This window comes from Niabella pedocola (genome assembly GCF_021044425.1).
Taxonomy (GTDB): Bacteria; Bacteroidota; Bacteroidia; order Chitinophagales; family Chitinophagaceae; genus Niabella; species Niabella pedocola.
Map to the genome: position 1 here is coordinate 566651 of NZ_JAJNEC010000004.1, position 18227 is coordinate 584877.

Annotated in this window: 14 protein-coding genes; 4 read left to right on the forward strand and 10 right to left on the reverse strand. The window is 47.5% G+C overall.

Going from position 1 to position 18227, the window contains the following annotated elements:
* Positions 1-26: 26 nt before the first annotated feature.
* From LQ567_RS06325 to LQ567_RS06340, 4 genes are all read right to left on the reverse strand, one after another.
* Positions 27-1256 (reverse strand): exo-beta-N-acetylmuramidase NamZ family protein, encoded by a 1230-nt coding sequence (locus LQ567_RS06325; RefSeq protein ID WP_231003305.1) that lies wholly within the window; start codon positions 1254-1256, stop codon positions 27-29.
* A gap of 309 nt (positions 1257-1565) precedes the next feature.
* Positions 1566-2489 carry a sugar phosphate isomerase/epimerase family protein gene (locus LQ567_RS06330; RefSeq protein WP_231003307.1) on the reverse strand — a complete coding sequence of 308 codons (924 nt, stop codon included), beginning with the start codon at positions 2487-2489 and terminating at the stop codon, positions 1566-1568.
* A 140-nt stretch (positions 2490-2629) separates the two neighbouring features.
* A complete protein-coding gene (locus LQ567_RS06335; RefSeq protein ID WP_231003308.1) occupies positions 2630-3289 on the reverse strand; it encodes a gluconate 2-dehydrogenase subunit 3 family protein in 660 nt (219 codons plus the stop codon).
* A 53-nt stretch (positions 3290-3342) separates the two neighbouring features.
* Positions 3343-5025: a GMC oxidoreductase gene (locus tag LQ567_RS06340; RefSeq protein ID WP_231003310.1), complete on the reverse strand. Its 1683-nt coding sequence runs from the start codon at positions 5023-5025 to the stop codon at positions 3343-3345.
* A gap of 501 nt (positions 5026-5526) precedes the next feature.
* Here LQ567_RS06340 and LQ567_RS06345 point away from each other — a divergent pair.
* On the forward strand, positions 5527-5829 hold the full coding sequence (locus tag LQ567_RS06345) for an ATP-dependent Clp protease adaptor ClpS (protein ID WP_231003312.1): 303 nt from the start codon (positions 5527-5529) through the stop codon (positions 5827-5829).
* Positions 5830-5850: 21 nt separating this feature from the next.
* Positions 5851-6504 carry a leucyl/phenylalanyl-tRNA--protein transferase gene (gene aat, locus LQ567_RS06350; RefSeq protein WP_231003314.1) on the forward strand — a complete coding sequence of 218 codons (654 nt, stop codon included), beginning with the start codon at positions 5851-5853 and terminating at the stop codon, positions 6502-6504.
* 238 nt (positions 6505-6742) lie between these two features.
* Here aat and LQ567_RS06355 read toward each other — a convergent pair whose 3' ends face one another.
* The 3 genes from LQ567_RS06355 to LQ567_RS06365 all read right to left on the reverse strand — a co-directional run bounded on the left by LQ567_RS06355 (position 6743) and on the right by LQ567_RS06365 (position 11155).
* Positions 6743-7474, reverse strand: a complete 732-nt coding sequence (locus tag LQ567_RS06355; protein WP_231003317.1) for an esterase family protein — start codon at positions 7472-7474, stop codon at positions 6743-6745.
* Positions 7475-7660: 186 nt separating this feature from the next.
* The gene (locus LQ567_RS06360; protein ID WP_231003318.1) at positions 7661-9643 is read right to left on the reverse strand and encodes a sialate O-acetylesterase; all 1983 of its coding nucleotides are present in this window, start codon (positions 9641-9643) and stop codon (positions 7661-7663) included.
* Between the two features lie 408 nt (positions 9644-10051).
* Positions 10052-11155 (reverse strand): DUF4855 domain-containing protein, encoded by a 1104-nt coding sequence (locus LQ567_RS06365; protein ID WP_231003320.1) that lies wholly within the window; start codon positions 11153-11155, stop codon positions 10052-10054.
* Positions 11156-11677: 522 nt separating this feature from the next.
* Between LQ567_RS06365 and LQ567_RS06370 the strand changes: the two genes are divergently transcribed.
* Together LQ567_RS06370 and LQ567_RS06375 are read left to right on the forward strand one after the other, a co-directional pair.
* Positions 11678-13030 (forward strand): sugar porter family MFS transporter, encoded by a 1353-nt coding sequence (locus tag LQ567_RS06370; protein WP_231003322.1) that lies wholly within the window; start codon positions 11678-11680, stop codon positions 13028-13030.
* A gap of 163 nt (positions 13031-13193) precedes the next feature.
* Positions 13194-14426, forward strand: a complete 1233-nt coding sequence (locus LQ567_RS06375) for an ROK family transcriptional regulator (protein ID WP_231003324.1) — start codon at positions 13194-13196, stop codon at positions 14424-14426.
* A gap of 231 nt (positions 14427-14657) precedes the next feature.
* Here the strand turns inward: LQ567_RS06375 and LQ567_RS06380 are convergent, their stop codons facing one another.
* Genes LQ567_RS06380 through LQ567_RS06390 form a run of 3 tightly spaced genes read right to left on the reverse strand, consistent with a single transcriptional unit; the run spans position 14658 to position 18043 of the window.
* A complete protein-coding gene (locus LQ567_RS06380) occupies positions 14658-15713 on the reverse strand; it encodes a Gfo/Idh/MocA family protein (RefSeq protein WP_231003326.1) in 1056 nt (351 codons plus the stop codon).
* A 49-nt stretch (positions 15714-15762) separates the two neighbouring features.
* On the reverse strand, positions 15763-16326 hold the full coding sequence (locus LQ567_RS06385) for a gluconate 2-dehydrogenase subunit 3 family protein (protein ID WP_231003328.1): 564 nt from the start codon (positions 16324-16326) through the stop codon (positions 15763-15765).
* Between the two features lie 13 nt (positions 16327-16339).
* Complete coding sequence (locus tag LQ567_RS06390) at positions 16340-18043, reverse strand: GMC family oxidoreductase (protein WP_231003330.1); 1704 nt, start codon at positions 18041-18043, stop codon at positions 16340-16342.
* Positions 18044-18227 lie beyond the last annotated feature (184 nt).

Consider the following 18227-nt stretch of genomic DNA (forward strand, 5'->3'; position numbering starts at 1 on the left):
TCCTTCCTATATTGAAAAATCATTCATTAATCCGGATATAAAAGATACTTTGCCCGTATGGCCTTAAATTTCCGCAATCCGGGTTCCCAGCTTTTTCGAATATCCGCTTCTGATACTCCCGCAATGATCTGTTTTCTTAACTGATCGGTACCTATGCGCAGATCAAAAGCCGATATGTCCTGGTTCGCTCTTCCGGGACTGAAGAAACGGGCTTTATCCGGATAGGCCTTGTATAGTTCAATGACCCATGATAAATTAATCTGGCGGCTTTGCCGAAGCTTGCTAACAGGATAATTGCGAAGGTCAAGACCATAACAAACAGCGTCCTTATGATTGGGTCGCTCACTCATCCCGGGAATACTTACCGGCTTGTACGAAAATGAATATTTGTCTTTCAACGCAGGCGCCCCTAATATGGTAAATGGCATATACGTTCCCCGGCCTTCATTAATAGCGGTGCCTTCAAACATACACAGACTGGGAAAAAGCATTACAGCCTGCTGTGTATTTAAATTGGGTGAGGGATGTACCGGTAGTACGTAAGACATGCGATGGTTATAATTAGCAACTTTTATAATCGTGATCTTACATGGTTTTTTAAGATAGCCCTCGCCGTTCAGATATTGTGCAAACTCTCCTATTGTCATACCATGGGTCATCGGTGTATAATGTATCCCAATGGCCGATTTAAACCGATCATCCGTCATCACCGGGCCGTCTACTACATACCCGTTAGGATTTGGCCGGTCGAGAATGAGCAGTTCTTTATCGTTTTCGGCACAGGCCTCCATCACATATTCAAGCGTATTGATATTTGTATAATAACGGCAGCCCACATCCTGAATATCAAAAACCATTAGGTCGATATCTGCCAGCTGTTCTTTGGTCGGCTTCTCGTTCCTACCATATAATGAAATGATAGGGATGCCCGTTTTAGCATCTTTTTCATCGCCCACCACCGCTCCATTGCTGGCATTGCCCCTAAAGCCATGCTCGGGGCCAAATACTTTTACAATTTTAATTCCAAGACTTAATAAACTGTCTACACTGCTTGTTTTACCAATTATGGAACTTTGATTTGCCACCAGGCCAATCCGTTTCCCTTTTAGATAAGACAAATATTTTCCGGTCTGGTCGGCACCGGTAATAATTGCCGGCTTATCAGGTGCACCGGCAACAGACGATGCATATGTAGTGCATTCAATGTGACCGATTGCCAGAAGTGCTAAAAAAAAAATCGAAGTAATTCTCATCATTTTAAAAAGGATTGTAACGCTATATTCAATTGTAAAAAATGTTACCTAAGCAGATGCAACCAATATAAGGTAGCTTATAGATCGCTATGGCATAATGTGACCGTTATAAAAGTAACTAAATATTCCGTATGAGGAATAAAATATCTGGCTTCACCCCTGTTAACAAGGCCTCGGTTATATCAAAACACCGTTTTAATGACCTGATAACCGATCCTTGTACATTCAACCTGATCTGTTTTTTCTCAAAAAGATAAGGAGCGGCCGTATTAAAAACACCCGCTCCTTATCTTTTGTATCTCCCGGTTCCGGTCAGGAAACGCCCATTACTTTTTTCAGCAAGGCCAGTGTTGCCCGGATTCCGTCATATTCGCCCAGTTCGTTCCCCTCGTACTCAATTCCTACAATGCCCGAAAACCCGGATGTTTTCATAATATCAAAAATCCGCTTATAATCGGTTTCGATACAATTTCCATTGGCATCAAAATCGTACGATTTAGCGCTTACCCCTTTTGCAAAAGGCAGCAGCTCCTTTACTCCCAGATAACGATCATATTCTTCAATGCATTTCCAGTTTTCGCCGCGCTTCAGGCAGAAGTTGCCAAAATCAGGAAGCGTGCCCACCGTTTTTTTACCAACCGCTTTCATTACGCCGCTCAGCCATTTCCCATCGGAGGAATAGCCCCCGTGATTTTCCACGATCACGTTTATTTTTTCCTTTGCGGCGTATTCTCCCAACCGGCCCAGCCCGTCCACGGCGGCTTTCGCCACTTCTTCTGCGGTACCGTTGCCGGCCGCATTTACCCGGATGGTTTTACATCCCAGGTGTTTAGCAGCGTGTACCCATTTATAATGGTTCTCTACAGCTTTTTTCCGTTCGGCATCGTTGGTATTCCCCAGTTCGCCTTCTCCATCGCACATGATCAGATGATTGGTTACACCGTTGTCTTTACATACAGCAAGCAGCTGGTTCAGGTAAGCAGTATCCTCTGCCTTGTCTTTAAAAAACTGGTTTACATATTCCACAATTGAAATCCCAAATTCCTTTTTCGCGATCCGGGGAAAGTCCAGGTTGGTGATCTGCTTTTTTTGCAAAGCGCGATGCAGCGACCATTCTGCCAGCGAAATGGGATAGGTTTTAGGCTTTCCGGTTCCGGCAATCAATGAAGGGCCAGCCAAAACTCCGGCAGCTAAAACAGATGTTCTCTTTAAAAATTCTTTCCGGTTAATATCCATGTTAAAAATTTAGAATATGTCAATTAAAAATAAATAGCCGCAGATTCGCTGACTGTGCCGCTGCACCATGTAATCATTAGCGAATCTGCGGCAAATAATGTATAAAACAGTATTGAAGCAATCCTGTTTTGCCCGCATGTTTACAGCGCCCAGGCCTTATCTCCTTTTTTGTAGGGATAGGCACCATCAAATTTCCCGGGGGTTTCAATATAACGCAACGCCTGCTCTGCGCCGGGCTTGGAAGTAAAGTATCCCCAAAGAGTCAATTGCTTAAGCATGGTAAAATAATGCGGCGGATAACTTTGCTTTAACTTCACCGCACCAAAATTTTTCTTGGCTTCTTCTGCTTTAACCCATTCGTCCTGCTTGGCATCGAAGGCCTCTTTTTCTTTTTTATATGCATCCGTTTTTGAAAATGCCTTTGCCTCTTTATCCAGTTCCGTCAGGAAGGCCGTCTTTTCGGTTGCAGACAGGTCGTTGAAGCCTTTTTTATATTTTGCCTCGCAGGCTTCCTGCAACTTGCCGACGCCCTCATGAAATGCCTTCTGTTCGTTTTCGCGGTAGCAGTCCGTTACAATCGTTTTCATAAAATTACCGATCTGCGCCGCCTTTGCACCCGGAGAATCCGGTGTGGTGGGAATGATCGTTTCTCCAACTTCATCCAGCAATGCAACGATCTCCGGTGAAAAGGTACCGGCCTTGATGGCGGCATTTTTACAACCCGACAAAAAAACTTCAGCGCCAATAACGGTACCCCCTAACAAGATACCAACGCGTGATAAAGCTTCTCTTCTGTTCATTTATCTGTAGTTTAAAAACCCGCAAGGTTTGTGACTTCTTGCAGATTCTATGATTAAAGATTTTGTTTTTTCAATTCATTTACGGCATAGTCTACAGCCCGGGCGGTAAAGGCCATATAGGTCAATGACGGGTTCACGCAATTTGCAGAAGTCATAAAAGAACCGTCGGTTACAAATACGTTGGGCGCATCCCAAACCTGGTTCCATTTATTTACCACGGATGTTTTCGGATCCGCGCCCATACGCGCTGTTCCCATTTCATGGATTCCACGACCGATGGTACCGTCACCCTCCCTTCCTTTTACATCTTTTACGCCCGCTTTTTCCAGCATCTCAATGGCATCATTCTTCATATCGACCCGCATTTTCCGCTCATTGTCTTTCCATTCCGCATCAATCGCTAATACATTCAGCCCCCACTTGTCTTTGGTATTTTTATCCAGTGTTACCTGGTTTTCGTGGTAAGGAAGAATTTCTCCAAAACCTCCGATGTTCATCGTCCAGGAACCTGGCTCCGTTAAGGATTCTTTCAGGGCCACACCAATGGTTTGCTCTTCTGCAGACGCGTTACCCCGGCCTCTTCCGCCACCGCCCTGGTAACCAAAGCCGCGCAAATAATCGCGTTTGTCGCCATTCATGTTCCGGAAACGCGGTATATAAATTCCATTGGCTCTGCGCCCGAATATATATTTATCTTCAAATCCTTCCACACGGCCGGCAGCACCCACACCCAGGTGGTGATCCATCAGGTTATGCCCCAGCTCTCCACTGGCACTGCCCAATCCGCCGGGCCAGATATCGGTGGCAGAGTTCATCAGGATCCAGGTACTGTTTAATGTAGACGCATTCAGGAAAACGATCTTTGCATTGTATACATAGGTCTTATTGGTTTCTGCATCCAGCACCTCTACACCGGTTGCCCGTTTTTTGTCTTTATCATATAAAATCTTCGTTACAATGCTCCAGGGCCGGAGGGTAAGATTACCGGTTTTCATTGCAGCCGGCAAGGTAGAAGACTGCGTGCTGAAATAGCCGCCGTAGGGGCAACCCAGCCAGCATTTATTCCGGTACTGGCAGTTGGTACGGCCGGGCAACGGCTGCGTAATATTGGCCACCCGTCCGATGATCATATGCCGCTGTCCTTTATAAATATCTTTGATGCGGGATGCGATGTCTTTTTCAACGATCGTCATATCCATCGGTGGCAGAAACTGCCCGTCCGGCAAATGCGGGATGCCATCCCTGTTACCACTGATCCCCGCAAATTTTTCCACATAATCGTACCAGGGCGCTACATCTTTATAACGCACCGGCCAGTCAACAGCAACCCCTTCTTTAGCATTGGCTTCAAAATCCAGGTCGGCCCAACGATAACTCTGGCGCCCCCATAACAGCGAACGTCCTCCCACATGATACCCGCGGAACCAATCGAAACGTTTCACCTCGGTATAGGGCGATTCTTTTTCATCTACCCACCAGTCGAGATTGGTTTCATTCAGCGGATAATCGCGGTTCAGCACCGGATGATCCTTGATCATTTCCTGGGTTTTGCTTCCCCTGTGCGGAAGCTCCCAGGGCGCCTTACCGGCATTGACATAGTCTTTTACATGCTCGATGTTTTTACCGCGTTCCAGCATGATGACCTTCAATCCTTTTTCTGTAAGTTCTTTTGCAGCCCACCCTCCGGAAACTCCGCTGCCGATGACGATCGCATCGTAAGTATTATTTTCTGCCATTAAACTGTTTTTAAAAAAATCTAAAAATCGTTAGTGAAAAAATAAACAATCATTTAATAGCCATAAAAGTATCGTTTTAAATTTAAATTCCCTGTTATTTTTTCTACAATTATATAAACGGTATTGTGTGTTTAATACATACCCACTCTTTCTTCATTTTTTTAGATTTTTTTCAATAAAAAATCTGTTCCATTTGACGGCGCAGCGCCATACAAACAGCTGTTCCCGTTTTTCATTTTAATAAAAAGACCGCCTTATTCCTGTAACGCTATTCTCCGTTGCTAAGATGCTGAAACCCAGAAAAAAATCCATGCAGGAAGATCCGTATGCAATAAAAACAGGCGGGTGTCGCCATATGGCTATTGAACGCACCCGCGGCACCACATCGCCCTCCGGCCCGGCGGCGCTTTCCGAAATCAAAAAGGCGTTTACCTTTTGGCGGCGAAACGATCAGCAACACCGCTGCAGGAGGATTTATCCGGAATGATTTATCTTTGCATCATGAGTTTTTCCGGAACCAACCCGTTTACAAAAACAGAGGTAGCAACCGACGTCCTCACGGCAGAAGCCGCTTCCTGGCAACTGATCGTATGGAATGATGAAGTAAACACTTTTGAATGGGTGATCGAAACCCTGATGGAGGTTTGCGGGCATAGTTATGAACAGGCCGAGCAGTGTTCCTATATCATTCACTTCAAAGGTAAATACTCCGTAAAGGAGGGCATGTACGAAGACCTTGAACCGATGTGCAACGCCATCCTCGAGCGTGGTATTTCGGCTACGATAGAAGAGCTGGTATCCTAATCAACACCACTACCTCATTCCATGGCTATTTTTGCGTTGTCAGACGAACTTTATTTTCCGCCGGCGCACCTGGCGGAAAAGGATGGTTTGCTGGCCATCGGCGGCGACCTCAGTCCGCAACGGCTTTTGCTGGCCTATGCCTTCGGTATTTTTCCCTGGTATGAAACCGCTCCCATTCTTTGGTGGAGCCCCGATCCGCGCTTTGTATTATTCCCGGATGAATTCCGGCGCAGTAAAACCGTGCGTTCGCTCATCAACAAGAACGCCTTTCAATTTACCATGAATACGGCATTTGAAGCCGTGATCCGTCATTGCCAGCAGGTAAAGCGCAGCAACCAGGAGGGCACCTGGATCACCGAAGCAATCGTGGCGGCTTATCATACCCTTCACCTGCAGGGATACGCACACAGTGCGGAAGTATGGCAGGAAGGCGTATTGGTAGGCGGCCTTTATGGTATCCGGCTGGGCCGTGTATTTTTTGGAGAAAGTATGTTCAGCCTTGTCAGCAATGCCTCCCGCTACGCATTTGACCGGTATGTAGCGCACCTGAAAAATGAACAGGTCGCGCTGATCGATTGCCAGGTCTATTCAGAATACCTGGAAAGTATGGGAGCGCGCATGATCGATGGCAACACGTTTGATGCGCTTTTAAAAGAATTTATTCCTGCCCGGTAACTTGAAGATACGGGATAGCCTTAGCGTTTAGGTTGCAGCAATCAGTTTTCAGTGTCATTTGTTGATTACATCCGGGCCCGGTGGAAGTAAAGCATCTAAACGTAATGATCTCATTCCTGCTCCTTCATCTCATCACTGCAGAAACCCCATAAAATCCGGAAATTGAGCGTCTCACACCAGACATGCACAGGATCTAACGTAAAACTTTAAACGTTGAACCAGGAACAGAACATGCCTTTTAAAACCGGGTGCCGATATAGTGCGGCAGCATCTCCCTCCAGGTTGGCCAGTCGTGTTTATAATTTTCTCCCCAGTTGTCAAATTCGTAATAGATGCCTTTATCATAAAGGAGCTTTGCAAACTCGCCCCCGGCTTTGGGATCCTCATATGCACCGGCACCTGTTAGAATATGGATATGCGGACTTTTCCGGATCTGTTCCAGGATCCCATGATCGGTAAGGTTGGGCATATAATGCCAGGGACTGTTATAGTATACCGTATCATTGATGAATCCATCGGTATAATAGGTAAGATCATATACACCGCTCATCGCAATCACACCGGCCAGCAGGTCCGGACGTTTTAAGAACAGGTTCATACTGTGCAGCGCGCCGAAGGAAGCTCCGCTGATAAATATCGGCGTATCATCACCAGACGTTGTTTTTATATATGGAATCACTTCATTGTACACATAGGCATTCCATTGCTCATGCCGCTGCGCTTTGTCCCAGTTATTCATGTTTTTATTCAGCCAGCTTTCGTTGTTCACACTGTCAATCGAATACACTTTCAGCTCGCCTTCATTGATGAACGGTGCCAGGCTGTCGATCAGCTGAAACCGCTCGTACTCCAGGTAATCTGCCCCCGCTGTGGGCACCAGCAATAACACGGTACCAAAATGACCATAAGAAACGATCGGCATTTCCTTTTGAAGGGATGGGCTGTACCAGGAGTTGATATGCTTATTCATAAACAGGATTTTAAATCTCCATACAAAATAAGCATTTTTAGTTGTATTATGAGATTCGAGCGGCGAGAATTGAGAACTCAGAATTCAGCCTTCAGCGATCAGCTTAAAATTCGAAATCGGGTGTCGGGTACCGGCATTAAGCACCCGAACCGCCGAACCTTAAACATGAAATACTGAGCCGGCCACTCATTTTGTCTTTTTTGTAACCCCATCCCATTGATCCGTGCGGAAGGGTGAAGCAGGCAAACCGGCTCCATTCACCAGGTTTGCGTCCGGGTTATCGGCCCAGGCATAGCGCACCGCTACCGGTTGTTTTACCTCCGGAGCCTTTACCGTTATAGTGGATCCGTTGATGGTGGCATCTGCCCAGTAAAATTTCTGGTCGGCACCGGCAACAGCAAAACCGGTGAGTTTACCTTCGCCGGCCTTCATTCCTGCAGCATGATCAAAGGTCAGCACGATCCTGTCGCCCGTTATCTTTTGCGTTCTGTAACGCGGTCCGGAATATTCAATGGTCTTTTTATAATCCCTGTTCAGCGCAATCAGGGCCAGCCGGCGTCCTACTTCCTGTTTATTTTTCGGATGAATGTCTTTGGCATCACCGATATCAATGATGGTAGCCATACCGGTATTTGCAAGTTGTGTGGTCATCAACTGCGCCTCCCTCAGCTCGGCCCATGCAGAAGACCCCGGCTGATCGGCCCGTTTCATAAAGTTGGCCAGCTGTACAAAATAGAACGGGAAGTTGCCCGATGAAAATTTCGACCGCCAGTCTTTGATCATGGCCGGAAACAATTCCCTGTATTGATAGGCCCTGCCGGCGTTGGATTCTCCCTGGTACCAGATGGCGCCTTTGATGGTGTAGTTAATGACCGGATTGATCATGGCGTTATAAAGCACTGTTGGCCGGTTGGGATTCTCCGGATTTTCAGGCGCCGGCGGCAGCTCTTTTAATGTATACGGCACCTTGTATAACCAGCTTCCCGGGAGTTCTATTTTTTGCCCTGCAGCGTTTTTTATAAACAGCTGCGCAGGAGTTCCGTAGATGCCGCCGCCATTACTGTTGTCCGATACCCGAACGGTAAGATCGTTTGTTCCTTTTTTTATCAATCGCGCAGGAATCGTATACACCCGTTCCTTATTCCACCCATTGGTGGCACCGATCTGCACTCCGTTAAAATAGGTAATATCATCGTCATCTATGGGGCCAAGATTTAATGTAAGATCAGACGACGGCCAGTTATCGGGAATGCTGCATTTGCGTTTAAACCAGATCACTCCGTCGAACCCCGGTAAGCCGTTATCTTCCACCAGCCCGGGTACCGGCATGGTTTTCCAGTCTGCCGTATTCAGATCCCCAGCGGCCCAAAGGGCAACTCCGTTTTGGATGCCTTTGTCTGCTGCCTGTTTTTTTTCATTCCATTCAGCCATCTGTCGCTCAAACGTGGGCCGGTCTGTCTTTGGCGTTGCTTTAATTTTTTGAGCAGCTGCAGCGAAATCGGGAAGTTGCTGCAAGGTTTCATAACTGGTCCAGGCCTCTGCGATGGTGCCCCCCCAGGAGCTATGGATAAGCCCGATAGGGATCTTTGTTTTCTCATAGATTTCCCGGGCGAAAAAATAGGCCACGGAAGAAAACTCCGCTACTGTTGCGGGCGTGCAAACATCCCATCCGCTATTGCGAACCGATAGTGCATTTTGAGGTTGGTTTGCGGTAACGTGCGTGGCTTGTAATAACCGGATGGATGGAAAATTGGCCCTGGCGATCTCCGCTTCATAATTTAAAATCTTTCCCCAGCCGGCCAGCGGCATTTCCATATTGGATTGACCGGAGCACAACCAGACATCGCCGATGAGTACATTTTCCAGCGTAACGGTTTGGTCTTCCGCAATGGTGATCGTATAGGGGCCGCCATAAGCACCGGTCTTCACATGTACGCTCCAGTTACCGTTATCATCGGTTTTTGCCTGGTAGGTTCTTTTGTCCCATGAGGTTTGCACGGTAACGGTTTTGCCGGCGGTGGCTGTTCCCCAAAGCGCAGGTGTTGCTTTTTGCTGCAATACCATGTTACTGCTGATAACGGCCGGCAGTTTTACTTCGGCGCATATCGGTGTTGACCAACCAATCGTAAGGACAAGGCATAGTAATGCTAAAAAGCGGCAAGATTTCATCTGTTTAATTTTTATTTTTAATGATCCGCAGCAATCCGCAAAAAAAATCAGGGCCAGCAGGAAGCGCATCACTCATTTCAAACAATCATTTTTGAGGGTACTAAAATAAGCATATTCTGCGGACGGAACAAGGGATGTTTTGTTTTATGCAGGATGGAAAAAAAATAGCGAGCAGCAATCATTCTGATAACGAACGGTTGGTTGCTTGCCGCTGCTGTGCATGATTCAAGATTTCTTTAACGCAAGGTGTGCTATGCATCCGCAAGGACGCTATGCGGATGTTCTTAATTATTTGATCGGCTTTATCCTTTTTGAAATTTAAAACCCGGCAACGAAGGATCCTGATGGCCGATGTCTGATAGCCGATAGCTGATGGCTAATGGCTGATCGCTGACTGCCCCCTTGCGCTTATTCCCGTTTACCGCCTTTGCGGCGTTTATAGTAGGCATCTGCCTTTTGCTGGCGTCCAGCAATGATTGTTGCAAGCTTTTGATACAGTGCCTGCATCCGCGCATCCTTATGCCCCGCCAGCTTCATGATGCCATCTCCGCCCTCATAGTACGCCATCGCTCCGTTATCAAGAACGTCCTTTTTTTGAAACCCGTCGATATATGCGGTTAACCGTCTTTCAAAAGCAGGACGCTCTACACGCATATCAAATTCCAGCTCCATCCCCATGCCATGCTGTTTTGCAAAATCACAGGCTTCGTCAATACGGCTGTCTGGTACTTTTTCATTAAAGAAATGATTGGGCTGTTGATACGCCGCATCAAAACCCGCCGTCTTCCAGTTGCCATGTCCTTCTGCTTTCCAGTAAGGAATCCAGTAAAATTTCATTTGTTGAGAACGGATGTATCCGGCAATACGGGGCAGTAACGTTTTGCCACCGGTACTCTGCTCTGCTACCCAGTAAAAGCCGGCAAGTTCCAGCTGATCCAGTCCTGCTTTGCGCCAGCGGTTCAGCGCATCATCGATATACCATTTACAGGCCTGGAAGCGGCTTTCCTCGTTATCAAAACTCAGCATTTCCCCGTTCAACATTCCCCAATCCTTTTGATTATGGACCGGCTCCGGCAGTGTGAGCACGACCTTGCGTTTACGAACCGGTTTTATGCCTTTTTTTACCAGGCCGGAAAGCACATCATTGAGTGCATGAATAGCCTTTCCCTGTTCAAAATTCCGGTCCAGCAGCCAGGACCATTCCTCCTTGCCTCCATGTTCTTTTTCATAGCCGATGGAATAGTCTTTTCCCTTCCCGTTCTTAAACTCAATAAAGAGAAACCCGTCAAACAAGAAATCGGTCTTCCTCCCCTGCCGGCGGTACACGTAAGGTGCTATCTGTTCCGCAGACCAGTCCGGCCGATGTACCCCACCCTGGTAAATCAGGGCCAGGTCTGTTATGTAATCCGTTTGCGGAGAAGCCAGAGGCAGGTAGTGCTGCGCCTGCATCACGGATGGCAGTATGGCTATTCCCAGCGCGATTCCAATTTTCTTTATACAGTTAATGTTCATTGCTTATTATTTATAGTTGATTTTGCCGCCCCCCGGCGCCAACGGGCGCTTATCCGTACTATACTGCGCCTGATCCGGAGGAAGCCACTTTTTCAATACACCAGGATAACGGAGCAGGCCAATGGTACCGGCAACCGGCGTTTCTATGTCCCGGCTTTTTGCGGTTTATAAACAGCCGGGCATGCCTTTTATTAACCGGTTCTTATCGCAAGCCCAACCTGATCCGGTGGCACACCACCGTTATTTCAAATAAAAAAATAAATATAGTCTCCATTCATTTATAAAAAAAATTATAAATATGGAGCAGATCTATTGTCACTGAAACCGCTATGATGATTCGTAATGAAAGCAGCACGAGAGCGGGTTACACCCTGTCAGCGCATCCGCCTGCGCCGCATGTATCCCGGTATAATAGCTACTGCATTTTACCTTATAATAACGAAAAGTTTTTAAAATTTTTTATTAATTAATCATATTTGCAGCACGATAACGGGCTTTTATAACGGGGCACAAAACATCCATATGAACCGACATATCCTTTTGATCAGTATTACCGTTGCCCTTGGAGGGCTGCTTTTTGGCTTTGACACGGCTGTGATCTCCGGCACACTTACCGACCTGGAACGGGTCTTTCACCTGGATGAAACCACGCTCGGATGGGTGGTTAGTGCTGCCCTGGTGGGTTGTGTGATCGGCGCACTCTTTGTAGGGAACCTGGCCGACCGGTTTGGCAGAAAGCCGCTGCTGCTCCTCTCCGCTCTTTTATTCCTGATCTGTGCCATCGGTTCGGGCCGGTCCCAAAGCGCCCAAATGCTGGTATTCTTCCGGATCATCGGAGGTGTTGCCGTGGGTATAGCGTCGGTGATCTGTCCTATTTATATTTCAGAGATTGCTCCAGCCAAAGAAAGGGGGCGGCTTACGATGATGCAACAGATCACGATTGTGATGGGTATCCTGCTGGCCTTCGCCTCCAACTGGATCATCGCCAACACCCGTATCGCCGGCGATTGGTTTCATACGGCCGCAGACAATCACTGGCGGCTGATGTTTGAAGCACAGATCATTCCTGCCATTATTTTCTTTATCGGCCTCCTGCCGGTACCCGAAAGCCCCCGCTGGTTGCTCACCCGCAATAACGAAACAAAGGCGATCCGTACCCTCCGGTTATTTTACCGTGCGGAAGAAATCAACGCCGTATTACAACATGTTAAAAACCATATCAGCGGCTCTGGTGCTCAAAAAACAAACTGGAAGGAAGTTGTTGCGCCCCAAAACCGGAAGCGCCTGCTGATCGGGATCACGTTTGCGGGCATTGCCCAGCTTACCGGCATCAATATTATCTTTTACTATGCGCCTAAAATATTTGAACAAACGCAAACCGGAAGCAGCATCCTGTTTCAAACAGTGCTTACCGGCATCATCAACCTGCTATTTACCCTGCTGGCGCTTTTGTTTATCGATAAACTGGGGCGAAAAAAACTCATGCTTTTCGGATCATTGGCAATGGCCGTTTCGATGGCAGTGCTAAGTATCCTCTTTTACAGGAATACCCTCAACAATTATTTTGTGTTGGTGCTTATTCTACTGTATATCGCTTTTTTTGCCGTATCCTGGGGAGCCACTATCTGGGTATATATTGCCGAAATCTTTCCGAACAGCATCCGCGGTACCGCCAGCTCTATTGCTACTTTTGCCAACTGGGGCATGAACTTCCTGGTTTCACTTACCTTTCCCATACTGTTAGCCCGGCTCGGCGGTGCGGGTACGTTTGGACTGTATGCCCTATTTAATTTCATTTCATTCCTATTTGTTTATAAATTTATATTTGAAACAAAGGGCGTTTCACTCGAAGAAATTGAATCCATCCAGGTGTGATCCGATGCTTTTGCGATCCACCGCGTATACTGCAGAAATGTTGAAACGGTGGCTCCGGTGCAGCAGTTAAGAGACAGTGGGGCCTATCGTTCCGGCGTTTATAAATTGCAATTCGCCGGAGCCGAATAAACGATCACGGCGCGTTTTAAAACGCAGGTATAAAATGAAACAGAAACAACCCATGGCGAAGAAGAAAAAGGAATACGATTTTTTTTCTGATGAACGATCCACCGGAGTGGCTTACAAAAACAAGTCGCGGAAAAGAAAGATCATCAATTACCTGGATAAAAATGGGGAAACCATCATCGCTGAGCTGGCGCAGGCCATTAACATCAGCACTCCAAAAACCACCAGTCTTATCAATGAACTGATTGACGAAGGATTGATCAGTGACTATGGCAAGGTAGATTCAACCGGCGGACGGCCGGCCAGTACATATGGTCTTGTTGCAGACTCCTGCTTCTTTATCGGTATCGACGTAAAACAATACTACGTAAACATTGGCCTGCTCGATTTTCAAAAGAACCTCCGGAAAGCAAATATGAAAACCCCATTCCTGCTTGAAAACAACGAGGCATCGCTGAACAGCCTGATCAAACTGGTCAGGGATTTTATAAAAACCGCAAACATCGATAAGCATAAGATCCTGTCGCTTTGTGTAAACCTGGGTGGCCGCATCAATACCAATAGCGGCGTTAGTTACAGCTATTTTCATTTTAATGACCAGCCACTGAGTGCCGTGCTTGAAAAACAACTGGGCATTAAAAGTTTTATTGAGAACGACTCCCGTGCCATGGCCTACGGCGAGTTTCATAAGGGTATTGTAAACAATGAAAAGAACGTGTTATTCATGAACCTCGATTACGGGCTTGGATTGGGCATTATGATCGAAGGTCAGGTATATTACGGAAAATCCGGTTTTAGCGGGGAGATCGGCCATATCCCATTCTTTAATAACGAAATCATGTGCCATTGCGGCAAAAAAGGATGCCTTGAAACAGAAGCCTCGGGCATTGCATTATTGCGACTGTTTAAAGAAAAAATGGTCGAGGGAATCAGATCCAGTATCAGCTCTCAAAAAGATATCCGGTTAAACGATATCATCGACGCTGCCAAAAACGAAGACATGCTGTCTATTGACCTGCTGGCGGCCATCGGGGAAAAAATTGGCAGAGGAATCGCTGTGCTCATCAATATCCTGAACGTTGAAATGGTAATCCTAGGCGGCCCCCTGGCTTCCACCGGCGATTATATTTATCTTCCCGTTAAAGCGGCCCTGAATAAATACTCGTTAAATCTTGTAAGCCAGGATACCCAACTGGTGTTATCCGAACTGGAAGAAAAAGCGGGCCTGGTTGGTGGCTGCCTTATCGCCCGGAACAAGCTGTTGTTATAAAGTACGAGGTTATTTAAAATAACTCATGTGGAATCTAATTGTAACGGTATGCTGCCGTTGCGGCTCCCGGGGCTTTCGCAGCGCAAAATCTACTTTATATGATGCGAACCAGAATACAGGCAGCCATTCTAAACAGGAACCACGTATGTGGCGCCTTGACGGTGACAATGGCCGGACCTGGTCTACCCCAAAACATAAAACGTCATACCTGAACATCCGCCCCGAAGCTTATTAAACCGGTTGTTTCCTGCTTTCTTTTTCTGCGGATTCCATGATCTCCCGGATGCGGATCTGTGCACCATTTTTTTGCTTGCTGATCTCTGCGGCTTCCATAAAAGCGATAGCCCCGATCGTTTGTTCTTTGGCCACTGGAGATCGGCCGGTTTTAAAAAAATCGATAATCGCAGACACCAGTGGCGCATAACCGGTAAAATCGCCAAGTGTTGCACGCTGCCCTCCCGCCCCATATACATAGCCGCCAAAGCTCCAGGAATTATTGCGCAACCCTCTCAGGGTTCCGATCCGCTGATCATCCCAAATGCCCACCACCATATCCGACAGGGGGGTGTAGGTGCGCGCAACCGTTCTGCAATCTGCACCCAGTAAGGTATATAACATTTCCACGCCGTGTACGCCATACCAGAAAAGATCCGGATGCGTAGGTTCAACCGGTGTTGGTGAAAACACATCTGCAGCGATCACCTTTCCGATCTTTCCCTGAACGATTTCCTGCACGGAAGGTATATAACGAAGCGTTGATGAAGAGAACACCGGAACCTTGTATTTTTCCGCAGCCCGGTAAATGGAAAGCGTATCCTTCAAAGAGGCGGCAATCGGTTTGTCGATAAACATGGGCTTTCCGGCCCTGAAAACAGGCAGTGCCTGCTCCAGGTGCAGGCGCCCGTCATTGGTCTCCAGCATAACCAGGTCAACCAACGGTATTAATTCACTGATCGAATTTACGATCGCTACTCCCTGGGCTTTTATCGCTTCCGTATTCCGCGGGATCATGTCGATGCTGGAGCGGATGTCTTTACTGCCTCTCGGGGTGGCCGCTACGATCTTAAATCCGCCCAGCGCTGCCGGTGCATCGGGGGCATTTAATAACCGGGCAAATGCCGGGCCGTGCTCGGTATCCAGCCCTATTACACCAATTCTTTTTCCTGCAGGGGTATCCCCGTGTATCGGTTGCAACGTTAATGTACGGGCCTTTAAACCCAGCGCCATCCCGGCTCCGGCCAATGTAGCATTTTTTATAAAAGTGCGCCGGCTGCCTGTATGATCCATATCGATGTTTTTATTTAAAAAAAATGTATCGTTGCTGCACATGCTGCTGCTAAGCAAACGATTTATCGCCAGGCTTAAACGGTATATCCCCTTCGAATTTACCGGGCACGGGCACATACCGCAATGCTTTTGTAACACCTACTTCTGAAGTAAAATAACCGGTAATGATCAGTCCCTTTATTGTTGCATAATAATGTTTGGGCGGATCTTCCGGCTTAGCGGGCTTATAGGTTCCGATCTGGGCGTCGAGGAATAACATAACGGATCGCTTTTCCTCATCAGTAAGCGCATCAAAACGTTGCCCCGTTTTCTGGCGAACCGCTTCCCGGAACCGGTTCATCCCTTCTAAAAAGAAAACCTGATCCTGTTTACGAAAACAATCGGTTACAATGGTCTGAATATAATCGCCTACCCGAGCGGCCGCTGCTCCGGGCACGCCGGGCGTTGCGGGCAGCAGGGCCTCTCCAACCTGGTCCAGCAGCTTTATGTCTTCCCTGTTTAAAATACCGGTGCCCTGTTCCGGTTTATTGCAGCCGGTGAGTACTCCTGAAAATTCCACGGCAGTGCCTCCTGCCAGCAAACTCAATAACGAAATAGCTTTTCTTCTGCGCATCTTATCGATGATATTAAAGGTTCCCTTTTTTTAGTTCCGCTACCGCATGATCGACAGCCCGCGCGGTAATCGCCATAAACGTTAACGACGGGTTCTGCGTACTGGTAGATACCATGCAGGCGCCATCGGTAACCAGTACATTCGGACAATGATGCAACTGGTTCCATTTATTCAGTAAAGAGGTTGCAGGATCCTTGCCCATCCGCACGCCACCAACTTCATGAATATCCAGGCCGGGAGCCTGTTTTGTATCCGTTGCCGCAATGTTCTTTGCTCCGGCAGTTTCCAGCATTTCCGCTCCTGTATCTAAAAAATCCTTCAGCAGGCGCTCGTCATTTTCATCATACCCCACGGAAGTGATCAGTTGTGGTATACCCCAGGGATCGACCTGATCCTTGCTAAGGCGTACGTGATTGGTTTCTTTAGGTATGGTTTCCCCCTGCATCATCATAAATACGTTCCATCCCCCGGGATCTGCTATGGCCGTTTTAAACGCCGCTCCGGCCTGATCACCGCCAACTGCATGCCCCCACCCGCTTCGTGCGGCACTGAAGAACACCATATAGCCACGCTGAAAATCGGTCTCCTGCCGGTGCACGTTCCGGAAATTCGGCATCATCACCGCGCAGGGTCTTTTGCCGGAATAATAACGGTCTTCCATGCCTTCCAGGGAAGCATACAGATGTCCCCTGTAATTATGAAAGGCAATGTATTTTCCCAGCAGGCCATTATCGTTGCCCAGGCCATTCGGGAACCTTCTTGAAGTAGAGTTTAAAAGGATCAGGTTCGTGCTTAGTGTAGATGCATTGACAAAAATAATTTTCGCAAAATACTCCGTTATCTTTTTTGTGTGCGCATCAATAACGCGAACGCCGGTTGCTTTTCCTTTTGCATCGTCATAAATGATGGAATGCACGATGGAATCTGGCTTCAATGTAAGATTTCCTGTTTTTGCAGCCCATGGAAGCGTGGAAGCATTGGAGCTGAAATAACCACCGAAGGGGCATCCCCGTTGACAGAGATGTCTTGCCTGACATTGCATCCGTCCCTGATCTTTATGTACCTGTTGGGGTGCCGTAAGATGTGCACAGCGGCCAATGATCACATTCCGGTCGCGGTGACGGGCTTCGATCTTCACACGCATCGATTGCTCCGCCCGGTTCATTTCCCAGGGAGGCAGAAACTCCCCGTCCGGAAGCGTATCCAGACCATCCCTGTTGCCGCTGATGCCGGCGAACAATTCCACATGACTGTACCAGGGTGCCAGTTCTTCATAGGTAAAGGGCCATTCGACCGCAAAACCGTCCCTTGCGGGGCCTTCAAAATCATACCGGCTCCATCGCTGCGTTTGCCGTGCCCACATCAGCGACTTACCGCCCACCTGGTCTGGCCGGATCCAGTCAAAAGGCTTTTCCTGGATATACGGCTGATCCTTGTCTTTCAGAAAAAAATGGGCCGCGGTTTCATCATACGCATAGCATCGCGCGGCAATCGGGTTCTCTTCCAGTACTTTCAGCGGGAGCCTTCCCCTGTGTGGAAATTCCCAGGGTGCCTTCATCGCCGTTGGATAATCCTTTATATGTTTTACATCTTTTCCCCGGTCCAGTACCAGGGTCTTTAATCCTTTATCACAAAGTTCTTTTGCGGCCCATCCGCCGCTGATTCCCGAGCCTACAACAATGGTATCAAAAACATGTTCCGGATTCTGCTCATTCATTACAATCGTTTTAACAGTATCATCTGCAGCAACCTGCATCGCGGGTATGCATACCTATTTTTAAACCCGCTCTAAGTTAATCATCATTTTAAAAACACAGCGGTTACCCATTCATTCACCTGCCTGTTGCTGATTTTCTTAAGCGTTTCCTATATCGATACCATCCTCCTTTACGAAAACAACC